The following is a 19,545-nucleotide window of genomic DNA, read 5'->3' on the forward strand; positions in this document are numbered from 1 at the left end:
GGCGCCGTACGGCGCCCTTTTTTGTCGGCTTTCTTGCTGAAACGACCCCTGCTCAGACCGCCGAGCCGTAGAGATCATAAGCGTCGGCGCGATCGATCTTGACGGTGACGATGTCGCCGGCGCGCATCGGTCGCCGCGACTGGATGTGCACCGAACCGTCGATCTCGGGCGCGTCGTATTTGGTGCGGCCCTTGGCCGAGTTGCCATGCGCCTCGTCGATCAGCACCGGCAGGCGCTTGCCGACCTTCCTGGCGAGCTGCGTTGCCGAAATCTTCTGCTGGCGCTGCATGAAGCGGTGCCAGCGCGCTTCCTTGATCTCCCGCGGAACCTGCTCGAGGCCGAGCTCGTTGGAGCGGGCGCCCCTGACCGGCTCGTATTTGAAACAGCCGGCGCGGTCGATCCTGGCCTCATCCAGCCAGTCGAGCAGCATCTCGAAATCGTCGTCCGTCTCACCGGGAAAGCCGACGATGAAGGTGGAACGGATGGCAAGGTCCGGGCACACTTCGCGCCAGCCGCGAATGCGCTCGAGCGTCTTTTCGCCATGCGCCGGCCGGCGCATGTTCTTCAGCACCTGTGGTGAGGCATGCTGGAAGGGAATGTCCAGATAGGGAAGGATCTTGCCCTCAGCCATCAGCGGGATGACATCGGCGACGTGCGGGTAGGGGTAGACATAGTGCATGCGCACCCAGACGCCGAGCTTGCCCAGTTCCTCCGACAGATCGAGGAATTTCGCCCGCACCTCGCGGTCGCCGAACTGGCTGGCCTGGTACTTGATGTCGATGCCATAGGCGCTGGTATCCTGCGAAATGACCAGGATCTCCTTGACGCCGGCCTTGGCCAGCTTCTCGGCCTCACGCAGAACGTCAGCCGCCGGCCGTGACACGAGATCGCCGCGAAGTGCGGGAATGATGCAGAAGGTGCAGCGATTGTTGCAGCCTTCCGAAATCTTGAGATAGGCGTAGTGGCGCGGGGTGAGCTTGACGCCCTGCGGCGGCAAAAGATCGATGTAGGGGTCGTGGCTCGGCGGCGCCGCCTCATGCACGGCGGCCATCACGCTCTCGTAGGCCTGGGGGCCGGTAATGGCGAGAACGTTGGGATGCTTTTCGCGAATGACGTCCGGTTCGGCGCCGAGACAGCCGGTGACGATGACCCTGCCATTCTCCGAAAGGGCGGAGCCGATGGCGTTGAGCGACTCGTCGCGCGCGGAATCAAGGAAGCCGCAAGTGTTGACGACGACGAGATCGGCGCCGTCATGCTTGCGCGCAATCTCGTAGCCCTCGGCGCGCAGACGCGTGATGATGCGCTCCGAATCCACAAGGGCCTTCGGGCATCCAAGACTGACGAAACTGACGCGAGGGGCGGACATAAAAGGGTTTTCCGGATTTTCGGGATTGGCGGCGCATTACCACACTTATTACGGCATTGGTATGGTCACGCGGCAGCGCGATGAAACGCACGACAAGCGTGTCGGTGCCGAATGCGAAAGCGGCGTGACAAGCGGACGTCAGCCGACCGCGTTGTTCACGTGCGGCCAGACTTCCATCGCGCCGCGATAGATCATGTCGACAGCGACATAGAGGATGATCAGCAGACCGACATAGGCGATCCAGCGATGGCGGTGCAGCAGCCTGGCGATGAAGCTCGCGGCCAGGCCCATCAGCGCGATCGACAGCACGAGGCCGATGATCAGCACGGAGAAGTGATCGCGCGCCGCACCGGCAACCGCCAGCACGTTGTCGAGCGACATCGAGACGTCGGCGACGACGATCTGCAGCGCCGCCTGGCCGAGCGTCTTGCGCGGCGCCTTGCCGGCCACGAGACTATCCTTGTCAAGATCGGAATTTGACAGCGCTTCGGTCGCTTCGTGCTCATCGGCATGGGAGGTGCGCAGTTCGCGCCACATTTTCCAGCAAACCCACAGAAGCAGAATGCCGCCGGCCAGCAACAGGCCGACAATGGCGAGCAGCTGGACGGTGACGGCGGCAAAACAGATGCGCAGCACCGTTGCGGCCAGCACGCCGATGAGGATGGCCTTCTTGCGCTGTTCGGTCGGGAGACCCGCTGCGGCAAGGCCGATGACGATGGCGTTGTCACCCGCCAGCACAAGGTCGATGGCGATAACCTGGAGCAGGGCCGAGAAGCCCGCGGCGGTAAAAATTTCCATCAACTGGACGTTCCTCGCTCTTCGCCGATCGTTCGCGTCGAGTGTCCGCCTACGTGTATGGTTCCGACGCGTCAAGAGACTGGTTGGGAGAATCCGGAATTCGTATCATTCAGGAGAAGCGCAGGGCGCCAACCAAGAACTCAAACCATACCAGTAATATATTGAATTCCTTAGTATGTTTGGTTATCCAGCCTAATCGTAGAGATTGTATTTCGCCCAATCGGCTTCCGGAATCTCCTCGCCGATCCGATAGCGAAAATCCAGAACCTGCATATGGTCGGGCGCCGTCTGGCACTTGAATTTCAGTCGGTACCACTGCCCTTTGCTGCGAAAGGCAGCCCCAGGGCTCCTGATTGCATCGGCGCCCATTTCGGGTGTCGCAAACGCGTAAGCGACGACGCGATCGGCATTGTATTTGCGATCGTCGTGGCTGATCCGGTCGAGTACTTCAGCGTCGCAGCGCTGTTCGAGCCGGGTTTGCGGGTCGAGTTTCAACAGGCCGGCGCGCAGGGCGCTGTCCATGGCATTGGCCGGCAAAGCCAGCGTTGCTGATGCCAGGACGGTTAGACACAGCTTCTTCATGGGCGGGAGAAGCACCATATTTCGGCGGAAAAATCAACCGGACGAGGCCTCGGTCATCACGACGCATGTTACCGCTAGCTAGACCGCCCGCTCACAGTGCCGGCCTTAAACGAGGGCTGAAGAGCAGTTTCAGATAGGTCCGGAACAGCATGATTTGCGCCGGCAGTGCACTCGGCTCATTCAACGCCTTGGACAGAATGATACCTCCTTCGGCCACGCCCATGACCATGTCGGCGAGGGCGCCCATGTCGACCGGCTCGTTAGGAGGGTATAACGCGCGGATATCCTCGATCATTGCGAGAAACCTGGCACGCCAGCCCAGGATTGCAGAACGATTCAACTCGCGAACCTCGGTGTTGAACATCCTGTCCTGGTAGGCGGTCGTGGCGACCAGGCAGCCGGGGTGCGCCTGCGGCAAATTCTCGAACAGTTCAGCAAGCATTTTCAGGCCGACCAGCATGGCATGCAATGGATCGTCATTGAGTTCGCGTGCCCTGCCGAACAGGTCGTCGAAAATGCGATCCTCCTCCTCGATGTAGCGCCGGATCAACGCCTGCGCCAACGCGTTCTTGTCGGCAAAATGGTAGAAAAATCCGCCCTTGGATATCTCTACGGCCGCGACGATTTCGTCGATCGACGTCGCTTCGAAGCCTTTCAGCAGGACAGCGTCCTGGGCGACGTCCATAATGCGCTGTCGCGTCGAACTTCCGCGTACATTTGTGCTCAAGGCATACCCGCTTTCTGGACCGTCAGTACAAAATCTTACGACGACGGCGCGCAGTCATGCCGGCTGCGGCTCTGCAAGACATTGTCTCTAAACAACAATTTTCGATTTGCGGCCAGTATACCGTAAGCCAACTGGTTTTGGAACGCTGGTCCGTGGATGTTCTGGGCACACGAAACCACAAGCCAGACGGCGCATCCGCGAAGCTGAAGTCAAGTCGCCGAGGCGCATCAGGAGACAGAACAATGTTCGACCAAACCCGTAGAAACGTACTGGGTGCATCCGTGATCGGTGCAAGTGGCCTGCTGGGCGGCATCGCGTCCGGCGCCACTCCGGTGAAACCGCAGAATGATGTCAGAACCGCCCCGGAGCGCGGCCTTGCGCAAGTCGCTACCTTTCCGCTGCTCCAGGCGATTCACGGCCGCCGCTCGCGGCGTTTTGCGAAGGGCGCATCCATTCCGGACGGTCCTCTTGCCTATACCTCAAAAAGTCCTGCGGCGCCGATCACCGAGATCGAAAAGATGCTGCTCTTGACCACAGTGGCGGGCAACACGGGATGGGCAAATCTCATTCCGCACAACAAACACTACGCTCCAAAAATGCCGAACTATGCGGGCGCCGCCGGTGGCCGCACATTCCCGTCTTCGGCAGGGTTTCACACATCGGAGATCTTCTTCACCGACGATACCGGAGTCTATTTCCTGCCGACGCGGGACATGGCGTCCGTCATGTCGGTCGGCGGCGAGACTGACTTGGACGCGTATCTCGGGGCGCACCGGTCGCGCATCGTCAAACTGGCGGATCAGCGGCTAAACGTCCCGCGCTCTCCCGAGCACATGGAGATGCACAACGAGTGGTGTGGCAATGTTCCCGGCAGCACGCTGATTATTCCTGTCGCGGATCTCGCTCAGCACATGGTGCTCACGCTTTGCTACCTCGTTCAGAACGGAGCCTGCGTCTACGACGACGTCAATGGCCGGCCAATCCCGGGGCTCGAAAACTTCGCCGGGCTGGTGGATCTGCAGAATCCGTATCCGCTGACGTTCGTAGAGCAGTTGGCTCTCACCGAAGTTACCGTTGAAACCTCGACGGCCTGCTACGCGGGCGCCCTAATGCTGCAGGCACTTGGTCTCGGCGGCTGGATGTACGATGGCCTCAACCCGTTCACGGTTCAGGGCGCCAGCGGCGATCCCGCCGTTCCCGGTCTCGGGTTCCGGTTCGACATGATCCCCGGAAAACCATTGCCCCATGTGACCGGACTGCCGGGCGTGTTCGAAGCGCACTGTCCGCCGCATTTTCCGGACATGCGCGCCGCCGTGGAGGCGGTGGTCGAGCGCAAGTTCGGCAAGGGAGGGCCGTTCCATGGCGAGACAAAAGGCCCCTACAAGCACTCGGAGATAGTCCGCACCAGCGCCGCGCCGATGGGAGCGGAGTTCGTCGACTGCGTGTCCGTGATGGCCCAGTATATATACGATACCTTCGGCAGATTCCCGGCCACCGTGCCGGCGATCTTCAACCTGATGTATCTCCAGGCGCATCGGCTCGACACAGAGTTCTACGACATGCATTTCGCGCCGGGCGCCTACCTCAGTACGCACGCTGAGCACGACAGCAACTGGGGCTGAGACCCGTTCCGCTGTGCCGCTCTTTCGCAATTTTGAGCCCGATATCCCGATCAACGCAAAGCGAGGCCGAAGTCGAACTCTTCGGTCGTTGGAAACCACTATGTCAGTATGGTCAAGTTCCCTCTACCACAAGGTCGCGGCGTGTTTCGGGAGGCAGCTAAGGTCAAATCGCGATACATGGCCTGAACTCGCGCCACTCAGTTACCTCAATGATCATCTGCTTAAGGATGTTGGTCTAGAGCGCAGAGGTGCCGGCTCGATCGCCTTCCGGCAGCGCGAGGATGTCGTCTACTGCACTGAATTTGGCACGGCTTCGAGCCGTCAAGTCGCCTTTGGGACGACCGGCATGGGTCTTGGTCGTGTCAAAAGGCGTGGCCGGCCTGGTTCGCGCATCACTGCTCCAAAAGGTGTTTGAGCCCGAAACCAGACACTTCGAAACCAAACGCTTGGAGTGGGCAAGAAACTAAATGGCGCATTGCGCCGTGAACGGGGCGTGACGCCTGGCGAATTTTCAGTGCCGCGCAAATCGTCACATCTGCACGGACATTCCGCCATCGACGGTCAAGACATGGCCGTTGACGAAGGTAGCCGCATCGCTGGCGAGGAAAAGGGCGGCGCCGGCGATTTCATCCGGCCGTCCCCAGCGTTGCAGCGGAACCCGCTGGCGGGCGAAGGAATGCATGTCGGGATTTTCCGCCAACGCGGCATTGGTCTCGGTTGCAAACATCCCAGGGGCAATGGCGTTGCTGGTCACCCCGTGCGCGCCATATTCGACGGCCATGCTGCGCATCAGGCCGGTCAGGCCTTGCTTGGCGGCGGGATAGACGGCGTCACCTGGACGCGCCATTTCGCCAACGATCGAGGTAACCGCGATCAGCCGGCCATAGCCTTGCGCCTTCATGATCTCCGCCGCGTCTCGCGACAGTGAGATCGCCGAGAGCAGATCGGTCCGGATCAGCTCAAGGATATCGTCATCCCCGAACGCCACAAGCGGCCTCCTGTCGCGGGCGCCGACATTGTTGACGAGGATGTCCAACCGGCCGCGGGTCTGACGGATGTCCGCGATCGCGGCGCGGCCGGCTGCCGTGTCCGCTATGTCGAAGATCGCCGCCTCGGCACTGCCGCCGCTCTTTGCGATGGTGGCGACGGCGCTGTCGAGCGTTGCGGCCGTACGACCGGTCACAACCACATGGGCTCCCGCTTCGGCAAAGGCGCGCGCGATCTCGAAGCCGAGTCCACGCCCGCCTCCAGTGACGAGCGCCACACGCCCCTTAAGGGAAAACCTGTCGAAAATGCTCATGCCAAGCGGTCCTGTGCAGGCACAGGGATAGTCAAAACCATGCCACGCAGCAATCGGCAGCTATGTCGCGGGACGGCGGGGAACCGACTGCAAATGGCGGATCCGGCGAAGGGCAGGGTTGATGCAAGCCGCCACGGCAATAGATTAGATGCGAGCGCCGAAGAACGCCCGCCGAGAAAGTGCCCCTTACGGGAGAGGCTCGTGACGTCTGACACCAACACACCCGTCCTTTCCGGGGCGATCGGGGACTACCGTGAATTCAATCCTCCGGCCGCACTCGAAGGGCATTTCCAGTGTGTCTGGTCCAATGCGGTGCGACCGGATGGAGGTGGCCCGTCGGCCGTGGTCCCGGATGGCTGCGTCGACATCACCTGGATCAACGGCGAGCTGGTCGTAGCAGGCCCCGACGTTGCCGTCGCCATCTCGACACTGACACCCGGCTGTACCGTGATCGGCGCCCGCTTCCGGCCAGGGGCGGCAAGCAGGTGGCTCGGCCTGCCAATGTCGGAGATTGTCGGCGGCCGGGTGCCGCTCAGCCACTTTTGGGGAACACTGGCGCGCGAAATCGCCCAGAGAATTGGTGATGCGTCCTCCACGGCGGAGGGGATGCGGGCGATGCAAGCGGCACTCTCCAAGCTCGCACCCGATGTCGAGCCGCCGCCTCCGGACATGGGATTTGCCTTCAATGCGCTGAAAACCGAATCCGCCGGGCGGGGCATGGCGGTGATCCTCGACCGGCTGGACGTCAGCCCGCGCACGCTGCGCCGCCGCTGCCAGGAGGCTTTCGGCTATGGCCCGAAGACGCTCGACCGTATTCTCCGCTTCCAGCGGTTCCTGAACCTGGCGCGGCAGTCCGGCGGCGAGCGCCTTGCCGGTCTCGCCTTCGAAGCGGGCTATAGCGACCAGGCCCATCTTACCCGCGAGGTACGGCGTCTGTCAGGCTTTTCGCCCGCTACGGTTCTGCGGCAGTACGGCGCCTGACTGGCCGTTTTGTTCAATACGCGACCGTAACGTCTGCCTAATCTGCCTTTATTCGAAGGAGGCAGATATGAGCATCTACAAATCCCGCATCATCACCGTGTCCATCGACCGGGACTGGCGCGAAGTCTACGACTTCGCCTCCATCCCGGAGAACTTCCAGCGTTGGGCGGCGGGCCTCGGCAGGCGCTTCGAGCAATCGGGCGAGGAGTGGAAGGCGGAGGATCCGGACGGTCGGCTCATCCGCATCCGCTTCTCCCGGCCCAACGAATTCGGTGTCCTCGATCACATCGTCTTTGCCGGGGACAAGGAAACCCGCAATGCGGTGCGCGTGGTTCCCAACGCGACCGGCGCGGAGGTCATGTTCACCCTTCTGAAGCCGCCGGACATGACTGAGGAGATTTTCGCTGCCGACGCCGCCGCGGTGGAGCGCGACCTCCGGGCCCTGAAAGCACTGCTCGAACGCTGAGCTTCAAAACCACGAAAGGAGACGATCATGGCTAAATCCAGCAACGACAAGCGCATCGACTATGTCGAGTTTTCCGTCGGCGACATCGCGCGCTCGCGCGACTTCTATGGCAAGGCCTTCGAATGGTCCTTCAAGGACTATGGACCGGGCTATTGCGAGTTCAACGACGGCCGCCTGACGGGCGGCTTCGCTCTCGGTGGCCAAAGCAGAGCGACAGGTGGTCCGCTGGTGATCCTCTATGCCGACGACCTTGACGAGACCCAGCGCCGCGTCGAGGAGGCCGGCGGCAAGATCGTCAAGCCGGCTTACTCCTTCCCCGGCGGCCGCCGCTTCCATTTCTCCGATCCGGACGGCTATGAACTGGCGGTGTGGTCGAGCAAATGAGGAGAAGGAAGGGCGCCGGGCCGGATCCGGCGCCCCCGCATCAATTTCCTTCTGAAGGTCCGGCACCTCCGATCACGCGATCTACAGGAGAAAAACATCTCCCTCGCGACAGCCACTGAAATTGCTCAGGAAGGCGTCAATATATGCAGCGCTAAAGGCTACAACGTCTCGATGGGCCGTCGTCGATCGGGCTGGCTTGCTTCGCGCTCTGATGAGAGCCGATAGGGCATGGCCACATACAATTGGTCCCGATGGAAACCTCGATGAGGAATGCGCCACGGAAACAGCCAATCAAAACGCGCGTTGGGGGGCCATTTGCTTGTGCTTTTCGAAGATCGCCAGCTTGTGCGGATAAGTGATCCGCACCTTGGCGTTGCAGCCGTCGCATCTGATGTGCGCGATCGTTCTCAGCGCAGAGCCCTTCCTCACCGTCGGATGCGAGCAATCCGGACAACCGAATGTGAGCGCGATATCGGACAAGTTTTCGGCTAAACCCATTTCCATCTCCTTCGCAGCGCTTGGCGACACCATTCAAAGCCGTCGTGTGTGAAACTGATATGAAGACGCTCACACAATGACCGAAGAAGCTCGCTGTCCCGCAATTAGCGAGCCCAACTCTGGCGAGTCTCTATGTGCAATTCAGATGCCAATCCGATCGTGCCAAAACGGGACGAGGCATGCCGGAATCTTTGAGGAGATCGAGAGCGGCGTCGCCGGCGGCAAGATCGCCGAGCCGGACTTACGCCTTCCCAGGCGGCCGCCCATTTCTTCGATCCGGACGGCTATGGGCCGGCGGTTGTGGTCGGAGAATTGAAGAGGTGGAAAGAGGCGCCAGGGGGGCAGGTCCGGCGCCTCTTTCGAACGGTTTGGCGGGACTTATGACGCTCTTGGAGCAAAGCCAAAGATGCTTCGGCTCACGTCAGACGCTCCGGCACCTACGGCGGTCAGTCGGGGCTTGCTCTTATCGAGCGCCTATTCTGCCGCTTTCGCGTCTTCCTTTTTGAGGATCGGCGTATCGGCAGTTGTCGCGGTCTCGGCAGTTGCCGGCGTATTGCTGTTCGCGATGCTTGCCACTTTGGTTTGCTGATCTACGGAAGCCGTCGTTTTGGTGTGGCCGGGACATTCCGCTGCGGCGCCGGACACTGAAAGGCATAGAGCGGCGGCGACTAAGATGGTGGTCCTCATCCTATGGCTCCTAGCTTTGCGAGAGTGCACTGCAGACTAACGCCATATCGCCAGTTCGAAAAATCAACTTTTTTCGTGTCGCTCTATGCGGGGAAGACGTAGCCCGCGAACCTGGCGCAACCCTAGCACGCGCGCAAGCTTTGCCGTCTCCTTCGATCAGGTGATGACCGGACGCGACTTCACTGTAACGTCGCGGCAGGTACGCCCGATAAGGTGAGGAATGCCTGTTAGAAGGCACTCGAAGGAAGAGCTTCATGAGCAACGTCCCGACAGTCGAACCGTTCTGCGTCTCTGACACCTTTGTCACCGGCGCCGGCCCACTCCAGTTCATGGGCGACAATCTCAGGCTGACCCTGTTTGTGGCGCAGCGCTTTAGCTACGACGACGACAATGAAGGCACGGAGAACGCCGTGGTGGCGAAGCTTGTCGGGAGCCGAGCCGACATGCTGCAAATCGCGGCCGCTATCGTGCGAGGCTGCAATGCAGAAGGAACGCCACTCGAGAAGGTAACAGAGAGCTTTGTCGAGTTTCTGGAAGCGCCGAAGGGTCGTCACTGATCAACCGGCAAACTTGCAGTATGAAGGAGTCGACAATCAGTCGAAGTATCCGCGTTTTCGAAGACGAGATAGGCTTCACCTGCGATGTCACTTGGCGGAGGGAGTGGGATTCGAACCCACGGTGGGCTTGCACCCACGCCGGTTTTCAAGACCGGTGCCTTAAACCGCTCGGCCATCCCTCCATGGTGATTTTTCAATCACTTGAGTGCGCGTCCTGATCCGTTCAGGTGTTTTTTTGGCGCTGCCGCGCCCCGAGATCATTCGCGCGTCATTGCTCTAGTGCGCCCAGCAAAGCCCTGTCAACCGGCCGCAGCCTTTCTGTCGACGGCAAAGTATGGCCGGTCGATTGACAATATGGCGCAAGACTGGCCAACGCGGCACGTTTTCAACTTTCGGGGGAAATCCATGAAGAAGACCTACGAGAAGCCAATCTTGATAAAGCTCGGAAAGCTGTCGCACGTAACGGCGCAGGAAATTCCATCAGAACCAGAGCCGCAGGCGGAATGACCGACGCCTAGCATCCGAGATTGTATTGCGGATTCAGCTTTTCGCACTGACGACGAAGAGCGCGCTGTAATGCGACTACGGGCCAAGCCGTCGGTCGAAAAGCTATCACTTTTCATGCCGAACGCCTTGCTGGCCCGTGCCACAATCTTGCCCGGTTCCGACCACAATCGGTTAATACGCTGATAAAGAATTCCTGCGCACAAGGGGATTGGAATCAGGCGTCGCTGGCATTTGTCGAGCCGGTGCTCTGGTTCCACTGGGGTTCAGGGTAGTAGCGCGCCTTGTCGAGACTTGTAGGGGACATCAGAAAAATGCAGCCTGTGGCGCGCCCACATTTCCGTCGCGCTTCCGCTTTCGTGTTGTTGGCCTTGTCGGCTGCCTTCTTGGCATCGTGCGCGACACCCGAACCGAAGGCGATGGTCAACACCAAGAAGCCCCGCTCCAAGGAATATTTCTCCGAGGCCGAATATGGCGTGAAGGCCAGCCCGCGGGTCACTTTCAAGATGTCGGGCCTGCAGCGTGGCGGCGGCCGCGACCAGCTCGGCAAGCCCTATCAGGTGCGCGGCAAGTGGTACTATCCGAAGGAGGACAGGGGCTATGCCAAGGTGGGTCTGGCCTCATGGTATGGCGAAGCCTTCCACGGCCGGCTGACCGCCAATGGTGAAGTCTACGACATGACGCATCTGACCGGCGCGCATCCGACGATGCCGCTGCCGAGCTATGCGCGGGTCACCAACATGAAGACCGGCAGCTCGGTCATCGTGCGGGTCAACGATCGCGGCCCCTACCATGACGGGCGCATCATCGACGTGTCGAAGCGCGCCGCCGAAATGCTCGACTATGCCAATAGCGGCACGGCCAAGGTGAAGGTGGAGTATGTCGGACGGGCGCCGCTCGACGGCAATGACGACCAGTATCTGATGGCGTCCTACCATCCCGGCAACAGGGCGCCGGATCCATCCGATGGCCTGCCGACCGGCGTGATGATCGCCATGAATGGATCGTCGCCGAGCCTGCCGGCAGGCACGGCCGCCGTGCCGTTCCCAGGTCAGCTGACCAATTCCGGATCGGCACCCGAAGCGCAGCCGGTCATGTCGGCGCAGACGGGCATCGGCGATGTGACACTGCCCGATTTCGGACCGATCGTGCCAGAGCGCCCGGAGATCAATCTGCCGCCGCAATCGCCGTTCACTGTGGCGTCGCTGTCTTATGCGGATGAGCGCGTGGAGCGCGCGTCCAACGCCTTTGCCGCGTTGGATGGCGATGGCATGTCGCCCGCCGAAATTCTCCAGTCGTGGCAGCGGGCCAACCCGGAAGCTCCATCGGCTGGTTCGCCAACGGAGTATGTCGCGGCGGGTTCGTTCGAGGATGCCGTCGAGGCGAAGCGCGTGGCGGCGCAGCTTTCCGGCTTCGGCAAGACCGAAATTCAGCGCTCCGAACTCGATGGCCAAGACTGGTATTCGGTCAATCTCTACCCTGACGGCCATGGCAGCCTGGACGAGATGCTGCAAGCGGCGTGGTCACATGGTGCGCCTGACGCGCTCGCCGTGCGGAACTGACGGGCGAGGCCAGTTTTTCCATGGTGTGGTTGTTGCGCCGGGGAAAAGCCTGATAGCTTGTAAGGCCTGCCCTGAATGCCGGCTGACGGGTCGAACCTCTGATGAAATTTTGCTGCGCCTGGCCTTTTGCCGGGTTCCCTTTCGCTGGGCTTTTGGGTCTTGGCCTGCTGCTGGTCTCGCTGGCGCCGGCGGCGGCGCAGCTTTTCGAGACCAAGGCCGCGCAGGCGTTCATGATCGATGCCGAAACAGGCGCGGTGCTGTTTGCCAAGGACGCCGACAGGCCGATGCCACCAGCGTCGCTGGCCAAGCTGATGACGATGGAAGTGGTCTTCAACGCCATCAAGTCGGGGCGCGTGACGCTCGACGATACATTCGTGGTCAGCGAACACGCCTGGCGCACCGGCGGCGCGCCGTCGGGAACCTCTACCATGTTCGCCAAGCTCAAATCGGCAATCCGGCTGGACGACCTCATCCAGGGCGTGACGGTCCAGGCAGCCAATGACGGCTGCATCGTCATTGCCGAAGGCTTCGCCGGATCGGAGACGAATTTCGCCGCGCAGATGACTGAACGCGCCAGGCAGATCGGTCTCGCCAAATCGACATTCGTCAATTCGACCGGCCTGCCGGCCGACGGTCAGCAAACGACGGTTCGTGAGCTTGCGCTGCTGGCCTTGCATATCTGGCGCGATTATCCCGATCTCTATCACTACTATGGGCAGAAGGATTTCACCTGGAACAAGATCCTGCAGAGGAACCGCAATCCGCTGCTAGCGATGGATATCGGCGCCGATGGCCTGGCGGTCGGTGCCAGCGAGACCGCCGGTTTCGGCATTGTCGGTTCGATCAACCGCGACGGTACGCGGTTGATCGCGGCGATGAGCGGTCTGACCAGCGACCGCGAGCGCGCGGAGGAAGCGCGAAAGCTGCTCGACTGGGGCATCCGCTCGTTCCAGAAGACCGCGATTTTCGCTGGCGATGAGGTGGTCGGCGAGGCCCAGGTTTTCGGTGGCGCGAAATCCGGCGTGGCGCTGAAGGCAAAGGGGCCGGTGACGATCTTCCTGCCCACCGCCAACCGCGACAAGGTTACTGCCAACATCGTCTATGACGGACCGGTTGCAGCACCCGTGGAGGAGGGGCAGCCGGTGGGCGTGCTGCGCGTTTGGATCGGTGACACGCTTAGCCAGGAGACCCCGCTTTTCGCGGCCGAGTCGGTCGGTGTGGGCTCGTTGCGGCAGCGCGCGTTCGATGCTGCCAAGGAACTGGCCGTCGGCTGGTTGCGTTAGCGCACGTTACTCAAGGGTGCGCAGTGACACGCATAAAGACCAAGGCGTCGCGGTGGACCTTTTTCCCGGCCGGGACTATGACCGTCCCCAGGTACCGACGGAGGCGTTTTGATTGGCGCGCGGATTTTTCATCACCTTCGAAGGCGGCGAAGGAGCAGGCAAGTCGACGCAGATCGAGCGGCTGGCCAGGAAGATGCGCGCCAAGAAATACGATGTCCTTGTCACGCGTGAGCCGGGCGGCTCGCCAGGCGCGGAGGCGGTCCGGCATGTCCTGCTTTCAGGCGCCGCCGAACCGTTCGGGCCCAAGATGGAGGCGCTGCTTTTTGCAGCCGCGCGTTCCGATCATGTCGAGCAGGTCATCCGACCGGCGGTGGAGCGCGGTTCGATCGTGCTTTGCGACCGCTTCATGGATTCCTCGCGCGTCTACCAAGGCGTTACCGGCGGTATCGATCCGGCGTTCATGGACGCGCTGGAAGAGGTTGCCATCAACGGCATGGTGCCCGACATGACGCTGATCTTCGATATCGACCCGACCGAGGGCTTGCGTCGCGCCACCGCACGGCGGGGCAGCGATGCCGACGCCGATCGTTTCGAGAAGGAAACTCTTGCTATCCACCAGCGCCGCCGCGAAGCGTTTCTGGCAATCGCGGCTGCCGAGCCGGAACGCTGCATCGTCATCGACGCGTCTGCTGACCCCGAAGCGGTGGAGAACGTCGTCACCGCCACGGTGTTCGCGGCCCTGGCGGCGCTGGCGCCAACACAAACACACCGCAAGCAGGCATCGCCGGCATGATCTTCGAACGCATCGCACCTGAGCAGCATGACACGCTGGATGGGGTGCCGGAGCCGTCCGAGACCCCGCGTCTGATCGGACATGGCCAGGCGGCGACCATGCTTGCGTCGGCCTATCGCTCGGGGAAGCTGCCGCATGCGCTGATCTTTGCCGGCCCGGTCGGCATCGGCAAGGCGACGCTAGCCTTCCATCTGGCGCACCATCTTTTGAAGCATCCGGCCTCCGAGCAGGCGCCGGATGCTCTGGCCGTTCCCGACCCGGCGTCATCGCTGTTTCGCCAGATCGCCACCGGTGCGCATCCTTCGGTGCTGCATCTGACACGCCCGGCGAACGACAAGACCAAAAGCTTCAAGACGGTCGTCACCGTCGACGAGATCCGCAGGGTCAGCCGCTTCCTGTCGCTGACCTCGCATGACGGCAGCTACCGGGTGGTGATCGTCGACCCGGCCGACGATATGAATGCCAACGCCGCCAATGCCTTGTTGAAGAACCTTGAAGAACCGCCGGCGCGGACGTTGTTCATCCTCATCGTCCATGCGCCGGGCAGCCTGCTGCCGACGATCCGGTCGCGCTGCCAGATGGTGCGGCTGACGCAGCTCGACGCGGAAAGCCTGATGACGGTTCTGGAAGGGGTCGAGCCGCCGCCACCAGACAATCCGGCAGCACGCGCAGCACTGGCCGAGCGGGCAGGGGGCAGCGCGCGCGCCGCGATCCTTTTGACGCAGTATGGCGGGCTGGAAATCGCCGAGACGCTCGATGCCCTGGTGACAGCGAGAAAGGGCGACGTCGCCGGCGCCTATCGCCTGGCAGAGGCAGTCGCCGGTCGCGATCAGGCCATCCAGTTCGACATCTTCAATCGCCGGGCGCTCGACCTGCTTTCGGCCAGCGCCAGCGAGGCGGCACTTGCCGGCGATCTGGCTCGGGCCAAAACATTGTCGGACACTTGGCACGAGGCGCTGAACGCTATATCTGAGACCGATACCTACAATCTCGACAAGAAGCAGCACGCCTTGACCATGATCGACCGCCTGAATTCTGCAATGCGAATGTGACGGTTTTTTTGATGCATGCCGGTGCCCCAAACCCGGGGCCGCTTTTGGGCGGCATGCATGCATTGCCTCGGGATGGCAATCGCCGTTCCGATGCGATATCCACCGCCACACCTTGCATTCAGACATTCACGACGGTTCATTCATGTCACGCGACACATTCTACATCACGACCGCGATTTCCTATCCGAATGGCAAACCGCATATCGGCCATGCCTATGAGTTGATCGCCACCGACGCGCTCGCCCGTTTCCAGCGGCTCGACGGCAAGCAAGTTTTCTTTCTCACCGGCACCGACGAGCACGGCATCAAGATGCTGCAGACGGCGAAGCGCGAAAGCGTTTCGCCGCGCGAGTTGGCCGACCGCAATTCGGCGGACTTTAAGCGCATGGCCGTTGCGCTCAATGCCTCCAATGACGATTTCATCCGCACCACCGAAAAGCGGCACTACGCCGCCTCCCAGGCGATCTGGAAGGCGATGGCGGCCAATGGCGACGTCTACAAGGGCGGCTATGCCGGCTGGTACTCGGTGCGCGACGAGGCCTATTACGGCGAAGAGGAAACCGAAGTCCGCCCCGACAATGTCCGCTACGGCCCGCAAGGGACGCCAGTCGAATGGGTCGAGGAGGAAAGCTATTTCTTTCGCCTGTCAGCCTATCAGGACAGGCTGCTGTCGCTTTACGAAAGCCAGCCCGACTTTATCGGCCCGGCCGAGCGGCGCAACGAAGTGATGAGCTTCGTCAAGTCGGGGCTGAAGGACCTGTCGATCTCGCGCACTACCTTCGACTGGGGTGTCCCGGTGCCGGGCGACGACAAGCATGTGATGTATGTCTGGGTCGACGCGCTGACCAATTACATCACCGGCGTCGGCTATCCCGATGAAAAGGCTGATGATTGGCGCTTTTGGCCAGCGGATGCGCATATCATTGGCAAGGACATCGTGCGCTTCCATGCAGTCTATTGGCCGGCGTTCCTGATGTCGGCCGGCATCCCATTGCCGAAGCGCGTCTTCGGCCACGGGTTTCTGTTCAACCGCGGCGAGAAGATGTCGAAATCGGTCGGCAACGTCGTCGATCCGTTCACCATGATCGAACATTACGGCCTCGACCAGGTGCGCTACTTCTTCCTGCGCGAAGTGCCTTTCGGCCAGGATGGCAGCTACAGCCACGAGGCGATCGTCAACCGCACCAATGCCGATCTCGCCAACGATCTCGGCAATCTGGCGCAGCGATCGCTGTCGATGATCGCCAAAAACTGCGGCGGCGTGGTGCCCAAACGCGGTGAACTGGCGGACGCCGACAAGGCGATCCTCGACCAAGCCACGGCAGCACTTGCCATGGCACGCAAGGCGATGGCTGAGCAGGGCATTCATCTGGCGCTGGCGGCGATCTTTGGCGTGGTGGCGGAGGCCAATCGCTATTTTGCGGGCCAGGAGCCCTGGGCGCTGAGGAAGGCTGACCCGGCACGCATGGAGACGGTGCTGTGGACCACGGCGGAGGTGATCCGGCGGGTAGGGCTGCTCTGCCAGCCCTTCATCCCGGGCGCCGCGGCCAAGCTGCTGGACATCCTGGCGGTCCCGGCGGACAGCCGTGATTTCGCGCATGTCGCGGAAGACCACGCGCTGGTGCCCGGTACGGCTCTGCCGGCGCCGCAACCGGTGTTTCCACGCTATGTCGAAGTCGAACAGCCGGACGCGAACGCCTGATGCTGGTCGACAGTCACTGCCATCTCGACTTTCCGGATTTCGCAGAGGAGCGGGCGGCCATCGTCGCCCGCGCCAAAGCGGCCGGGATCGGCCGCATGGTGACGATCTCGACGCGTGTAAAGCGGTTCCAGCAAGTGCTTGAGATTGCCGAGTCTTTCGATGACGTGTATTGCTCGGTCGGCACCCATCCGCACAATGCGGCCGAAGAGCTTGACGTGACTGCCGACGAGCTTGTGCGCCTGTCCGGGCATCCCAAGGTGGTGGCGATCGGCGAGGCCGGCCTCGACTATTTCTACGATCACGCGCCGCGCGAGGTGCAAGCCCAGGGCTTTCGCACCCATATCGCCGCCGCACGCCAGACGGAGCTGCCGCTGGTCATCCATTCGCGCGACGCCGATGACGACATGGCGGCGATCCTAGAGGAAGAAACAGGGAAGGGCGCCTTCCCCTTCATCCTGCATTGTTTTTCGTCGGGGCGCAGGCTTGCCGAAGTGGGCGTCAGGCTCGGCGGCTATGTGTCCTTTTCCGGCATCCTGACCTTCAAGAACTCGGCCGATCTGCGCGCCATCGCGACCGACGTGCCGCAGGAGCGCCTGCTGGTCGAAACCGACGCGCCATATCTGGCGCCGATACCATTTCGCGGCAAGCGCAACGAGCCCGCCTATGTCGCGCATACAGCCAAGGTTCTGGCCGAAACGATCGGCGTCGGCGAAGCCGAGATCGCCGATATCACGACGGACAATTTCTTCCGGCTGTTCAGGAAGATGCCCCGCTCCAAAACAGAGGGCCCGGACACGCAGGCTCCGGGCGCATGAGCGACCGGCTGCGTCTTACCATCCTCGGCTGCGGCTCGTCGCCGGGTACGCCGCGCATCACCGGCGACTGGGGCAATTGCGATCCCGCCAATCCCAGGAACCGGCGCATGCGCACCGCAGCCCTCGTCGAGCGGATCGCGGCAAATGGTGGCCGAACCACCGTGGTCATCGACACCGGGCCGGATTTCCGCGAGCAGATGCTGCTGGCATCGGTCAGGCGCATCGATGCCGTCGTGTACACGCATCCGCATGCCGACCATATCCACGGCATCGACGATTTGCGCGGCTTCGTGCTCGAACAGCGCCAGCTGATCGATATCCATGCCGACCAAGCCACCATGCTGCGCTTGCGGCAGGCGTTCGGCTATTGTTTCGAAACGCCGCTAGGCAGTTCCTATCCGCCGATCGTCAATGCCCATATCATCGATCACGCCCGGCCGGTGGTGATCGAAGGAGAGGGGGGGGCCCTCACCCTCCAGCCGCTGCCGCAGTTTCATGGCGACATTATCTCGCTTGGTTTTCGCATCGGCAGGCTCGCCTATTGTCCCGATATCAGCGACTTCCCGGAGGCTACGGTCGAGTGGCTGCACGGCCTGGAAATGCTGGTCATCGACGCTCTGCAATACAGGACGCATCCGAGCCATCTATCGCTTGGCCAGGCGCTTGACTGGATCGAAAGGCTGGCGCCGAAAAAGGCCGTACTGACGCATATGCACGTGCCGCTCGATTACGCCGTGGTGATGGCCGAGACGCCGGCCAATGTCGAGCCGGCCTATGATGGCCTGATCTTGGAAATGCCTTATGAGTCAGTGTGATACGGATGGCGCTTCATAAGCGCATTCGGCTCTTTAGACCGAATATCAGCAGCGTTCCAATCCGCTTGTAGCCCATCCGGGGATAAAGCAGCGCCCCTGCATGCGTCGCGGCCAGCACCGAGCACCGCGACCCGTGGGCCCGGTCGTCATGCAACATTTTCGACATAAGTGCCTGGCCGATACCGCGACGCCGGTGCGAAGGCTCGACATACATGTCCGCGCACCACGTGGCGCCGACAGCATCCACGCTGCGCACGCGTCCAACGATATCGTCGCCATCGACCGCCACATATTGGCGGAACGGCGCGCCGTCGCCGAGCAGATCGTCCGCGATCGGCCGCCTGCGCATGATCTTTCCCAACTGCGCCGCCCGTTCGACTGTCCGCACGCGTTCGATCGAAACAATCGCCGCCGGCTTTGGAATCTGGCTCAGTGGCTGGACGAAAAATCCTTCCGTCCGAAGCAGCCGGTAGCCGAGAGCCCTGTACGCGGTTCGCGTTGGCCCATCCGGTTCCTCGCTCGCGATCGCAACCGATATAGCGAAGCTCGGCCGCGCATGCTGCCGCACGATCGCGTCAGCTTCCTGGGCGGCGATGTCATGGACGACCCATTCCTCGCTGCGGTAGTCGCGAGGATTCTTGCGCACAGCATCGCGCATCAGCCACAATGGCCCGACGCGGCTGGCCTCGTAAGGAAAGGTCTGGCTCTTGCCGGTGCTGTACCCATGCACGAACACCTCGATCGCCGCTTCGATCTCACGCTTTGCTGTCGTCATCCGGGCAGCGTAGCGTTGGCCATCGGCTCAAGGCAACACGCATCAATTGCGCCAAGCCTATGAAAATCACCAGCAATTCCAAGCTGCCGGGCTTATGCTCAAGTTCCATAATCTATCTTATGCGACTTTCTGATGGAGCAGCTATTTGGGTAATGCGTGTCGGTGCGACGAGTTTCGCGAACCGGCGCAGAGTTTCGTGTACCGGGGAGAAGTTTCGCGGACTCGATTCACGAACCGGGAGCCAGGTCATGAGTAGGCTTGGCGCGTGGTCCCCTT

At 61.7% G+C, this 19,545-nt stretch carries 22 protein-coding genes and 1 tRNA gene; 13 read left to right on the forward strand and 10 right to left on the reverse strand.

The window, feature by feature from the left end; all coding sequences use genetic code 11:
• Positions 1 to 52: 52 nt before the first annotated feature.
• The 4 genes from rimO to OHD62_RS28780 form a co-directional block, all read right to left on the reverse strand.
• Positions 53 to 1,366 carry a 30S ribosomal protein S12 methylthiotransferase RimO gene (gene rimO / locus OHD62_RS28765; RefSeq protein ID WP_263790108.1) on the reverse strand — a complete coding sequence of 438 codons (1,314 nt, stop codon included), beginning with the start codon at positions 1,364 to 1,366 and terminating at the stop codon, positions 53 to 55.
• A gap of 138 nt (positions 1,367 to 1,504) precedes the next feature.
• Complete coding sequence (locus OHD62_RS28770; protein ID WP_263790110.1) at positions 1,505 to 2,164, reverse strand: TerC family protein; 660 nt, start codon at positions 2,162 to 2,164, stop codon at positions 1,505 to 1,507.
• A 192-nt stretch (positions 2,165 to 2,356) separates the two neighbouring features.
• On the reverse strand, positions 2,357 to 2,764 hold the full coding sequence (locus OHD62_RS28775) for a DUF930 domain-containing protein (RefSeq protein ID WP_263790111.1): 408 nt from the start codon (positions 2,762 to 2,764) through the stop codon (positions 2,357 to 2,359).
• Positions 2,765 to 2,837: 73 nt separating this feature from the next.
• Entirely contained in the window at positions 2,838 to 3,431 is a 594-nt protein-coding gene (locus tag OHD62_RS28780; protein ID WP_263790113.1) for a TetR/AcrR family transcriptional regulator, read from the reverse strand.
• A gap of 284 nt (positions 3,432 to 3,715) precedes the next feature.
• On the opposite strand from OHD62_RS28780, the gene OHD62_RS28785 reads away from it, so the two are divergent.
• The gene (locus tag OHD62_RS28785) at positions 3,716 to 5,095 is read left to right on the forward strand and encodes a hypothetical protein (protein WP_263790116.1); all 1,380 of its coding nucleotides are present in this window, start codon (positions 3,716 to 3,718) and stop codon (positions 5,093 to 5,095) included.
• 529 nt (positions 5,096 to 5,624) lie between these two features.
• Here the strand turns inward: OHD62_RS28785 and OHD62_RS28790 are convergent.
• Positions 5,625 to 6,395: an SDR family oxidoreductase gene (locus OHD62_RS28790; protein WP_263790117.1), complete on the reverse strand. Its 771-nt coding sequence runs from the start codon at positions 6,393 to 6,395 to the stop codon at positions 5,625 to 5,627.
• Positions 6,396 to 6,596: 201 nt separating this feature from the next.
• Between OHD62_RS28790 and OHD62_RS28795 the strand changes: the two genes are divergently transcribed.
• The 3 genes from OHD62_RS28795 to OHD62_RS28805 all read left to right on the forward strand — a co-directional run bounded on the left by OHD62_RS28795 (position 6,597) and on the right by OHD62_RS28805 (position 8,226).
• Positions 6,597 to 7,376: a helix-turn-helix domain-containing protein gene (locus OHD62_RS28795; protein ID WP_263790119.1), complete on the forward strand. Its 780-nt coding sequence runs from the start codon at positions 6,597 to 6,599 to the stop codon at positions 7,374 to 7,376.
• A gap of 67 nt (positions 7,377 to 7,443) precedes the next feature.
• The gene (locus OHD62_RS28800; protein WP_263790121.1) at positions 7,444 to 7,842 is read left to right on the forward strand and encodes an SRPBCC family protein; all 399 of its coding nucleotides are present in this window, start codon (positions 7,444 to 7,446) and stop codon (positions 7,840 to 7,842) included.
• Between the two features lie 27 nt (positions 7,843 to 7,869).
• Complete coding sequence (locus OHD62_RS28805) at positions 7,870 to 8,226, forward strand: VOC family protein (protein ID WP_263790123.1); 357 nt, start codon at positions 7,870 to 7,872, stop codon at positions 8,224 to 8,226.
• A gap of 291 nt (positions 8,227 to 8,517) precedes the next feature.
• On the opposite strand, the gene OHD62_RS28810 is transcribed toward OHD62_RS28805, so the two are convergent.
• Positions 8,518 to 8,757 (reverse strand): hypothetical protein, encoded by a 240-nt coding sequence (locus tag OHD62_RS28810; protein WP_263790124.1) that lies wholly within the window; start codon positions 8,755 to 8,757, stop codon positions 8,518 to 8,520.
• Between the two features lie 441 nt (positions 8,758 to 9,198).
• Positions 9,199 to 9,411: a hypothetical protein gene (locus tag OHD62_RS28815; RefSeq protein WP_263790126.1), complete on the reverse strand. Its 213-nt coding sequence runs from the start codon at positions 9,409 to 9,411 to the stop codon at positions 9,199 to 9,201.
• A 254-nt stretch (positions 9,412 to 9,665) separates the two neighbouring features.
• Between OHD62_RS28815 and OHD62_RS28820 the strand changes: the two genes are divergently transcribed.
• Positions 9,666 to 9,968, forward strand: a complete 303-nt coding sequence (locus OHD62_RS28820) for a hypothetical protein (RefSeq protein WP_263790127.1) — start codon at positions 9,666 to 9,668, stop codon at positions 9,966 to 9,968.
• Positions 9,969 to 10,060: 92 nt separating this feature from the next.
• Here the strand turns inward: OHD62_RS28820 and OHD62_RS28825 are convergent.
• A tRNA-Ser gene (locus tag OHD62_RS28825) sits at positions 10,061 to 10,150 on the reverse strand.
• A gap of 223 nt (positions 10,151 to 10,373) precedes the next feature.
• Between OHD62_RS28825 and OHD62_RS28830 the strand changes: the two genes are divergently transcribed.
• On the forward strand, positions 10,374 to 10,475 hold the full coding sequence (locus tag OHD62_RS28830; RefSeq protein ID WP_263790128.1) for a putative RiPP precursor: 102 nt from the start codon (positions 10,374 to 10,376) through the stop codon (positions 10,473 to 10,475).
• A 214-nt stretch (positions 10,476 to 10,689) separates the two neighbouring features.
• On the opposite strand, the gene OHD62_RS28835 is transcribed toward OHD62_RS28830, so the two are convergent.
• A complete protein-coding gene (locus OHD62_RS28835; protein WP_263790208.1) occupies positions 10,690 to 10,905 on the reverse strand; it encodes a hypothetical protein in 216 nt (71 codons plus the stop codon).
• Here OHD62_RS28835 and OHD62_RS28840 point away from each other — a divergent pair.
• From OHD62_RS28840 to OHD62_RS28870, 7 genes are all read left to right on the forward strand, one after another.
• Positions 10,892 to 12,034: a septal ring lytic transglycosylase RlpA family protein gene (locus OHD62_RS28840; protein WP_318528609.1), complete on the forward strand. Its 1,143-nt coding sequence runs from the start codon at positions 10,892 to 10,894 to the stop codon at positions 12,032 to 12,034. The genes OHD62_RS28835 and OHD62_RS28840 overlap by 14 nt on opposite strands.
• Before the next feature lie 101 nt (positions 12,035 to 12,135).
• On the forward strand, positions 12,136 to 13,317 hold the full coding sequence (locus OHD62_RS28845) for a D-alanyl-D-alanine carboxypeptidase family protein (RefSeq protein ID WP_263790130.1): 1,182 nt from the start codon (positions 12,136 to 12,138) through the stop codon (positions 13,315 to 13,317).
• A 112-nt stretch (positions 13,318 to 13,429) separates the two neighbouring features.
• Positions 13,430 to 14,110 carry a dTMP kinase gene (gene tmk, locus OHD62_RS28850; RefSeq protein WP_263790131.1) on the forward strand — a complete coding sequence of 227 codons (681 nt, stop codon included), beginning with the start codon at positions 13,430 to 13,432 and terminating at the stop codon, positions 14,108 to 14,110.
• Entirely contained in the window at positions 14,107 to 15,162 is a 1,056-nt protein-coding gene (locus tag OHD62_RS28855) for a DNA polymerase III subunit delta' (protein WP_263790134.1), read from the forward strand. The genes tmk and OHD62_RS28855 overlap by 4 nt, the downstream gene beginning before the upstream one ends.
• 142 nt (positions 15,163 to 15,304) lie before the next feature.
• On the forward strand, positions 15,305 to 16,864 hold the full coding sequence (gene metG / locus OHD62_RS28860; RefSeq protein ID WP_263790136.1) for a methionine--tRNA ligase: 1,560 nt from the start codon (positions 15,305 to 15,307) through the stop codon (positions 16,862 to 16,864).
• Complete coding sequence (locus tag OHD62_RS28865) at positions 16,864 to 17,679, forward strand: TatD family hydrolase (protein ID WP_263790139.1); 816 nt, start codon at positions 16,864 to 16,866, stop codon at positions 17,677 to 17,679. Before metG ends, OHD62_RS28865 begins: the two co-directional genes overlap by 1 nt.
• Positions 17,676 to 18,494, forward strand: a complete 819-nt coding sequence (locus OHD62_RS28870) for an MBL fold metallo-hydrolase (RefSeq protein ID WP_263790141.1) — start codon at positions 17,676 to 17,678, stop codon at positions 18,492 to 18,494. The genes OHD62_RS28865 and OHD62_RS28870 overlap by 4 nt, the downstream gene beginning before the upstream one ends.
• A gap of 13 nt (positions 18,495 to 18,507) precedes the next feature.
• Here OHD62_RS28870 and OHD62_RS28875 read toward each other — a convergent pair whose 3' ends face one another.
• Positions 18,508 to 19,269 (reverse strand): GNAT family N-acetyltransferase, encoded by a 762-nt coding sequence (locus OHD62_RS28875; RefSeq protein ID WP_263790143.1) that lies wholly within the window; start codon positions 19,267 to 19,269, stop codon positions 18,508 to 18,510.
• Positions 19,270 to 19,545 lie beyond the last annotated feature (276 nt).

This window comes from Mesorhizobium sp. YC-39 (genome assembly GCF_025753795.1).
GTDB lineage: Bacteria > Pseudomonadota > Alphaproteobacteria > Rhizobiales > Rhizobiaceae > Mesorhizobium.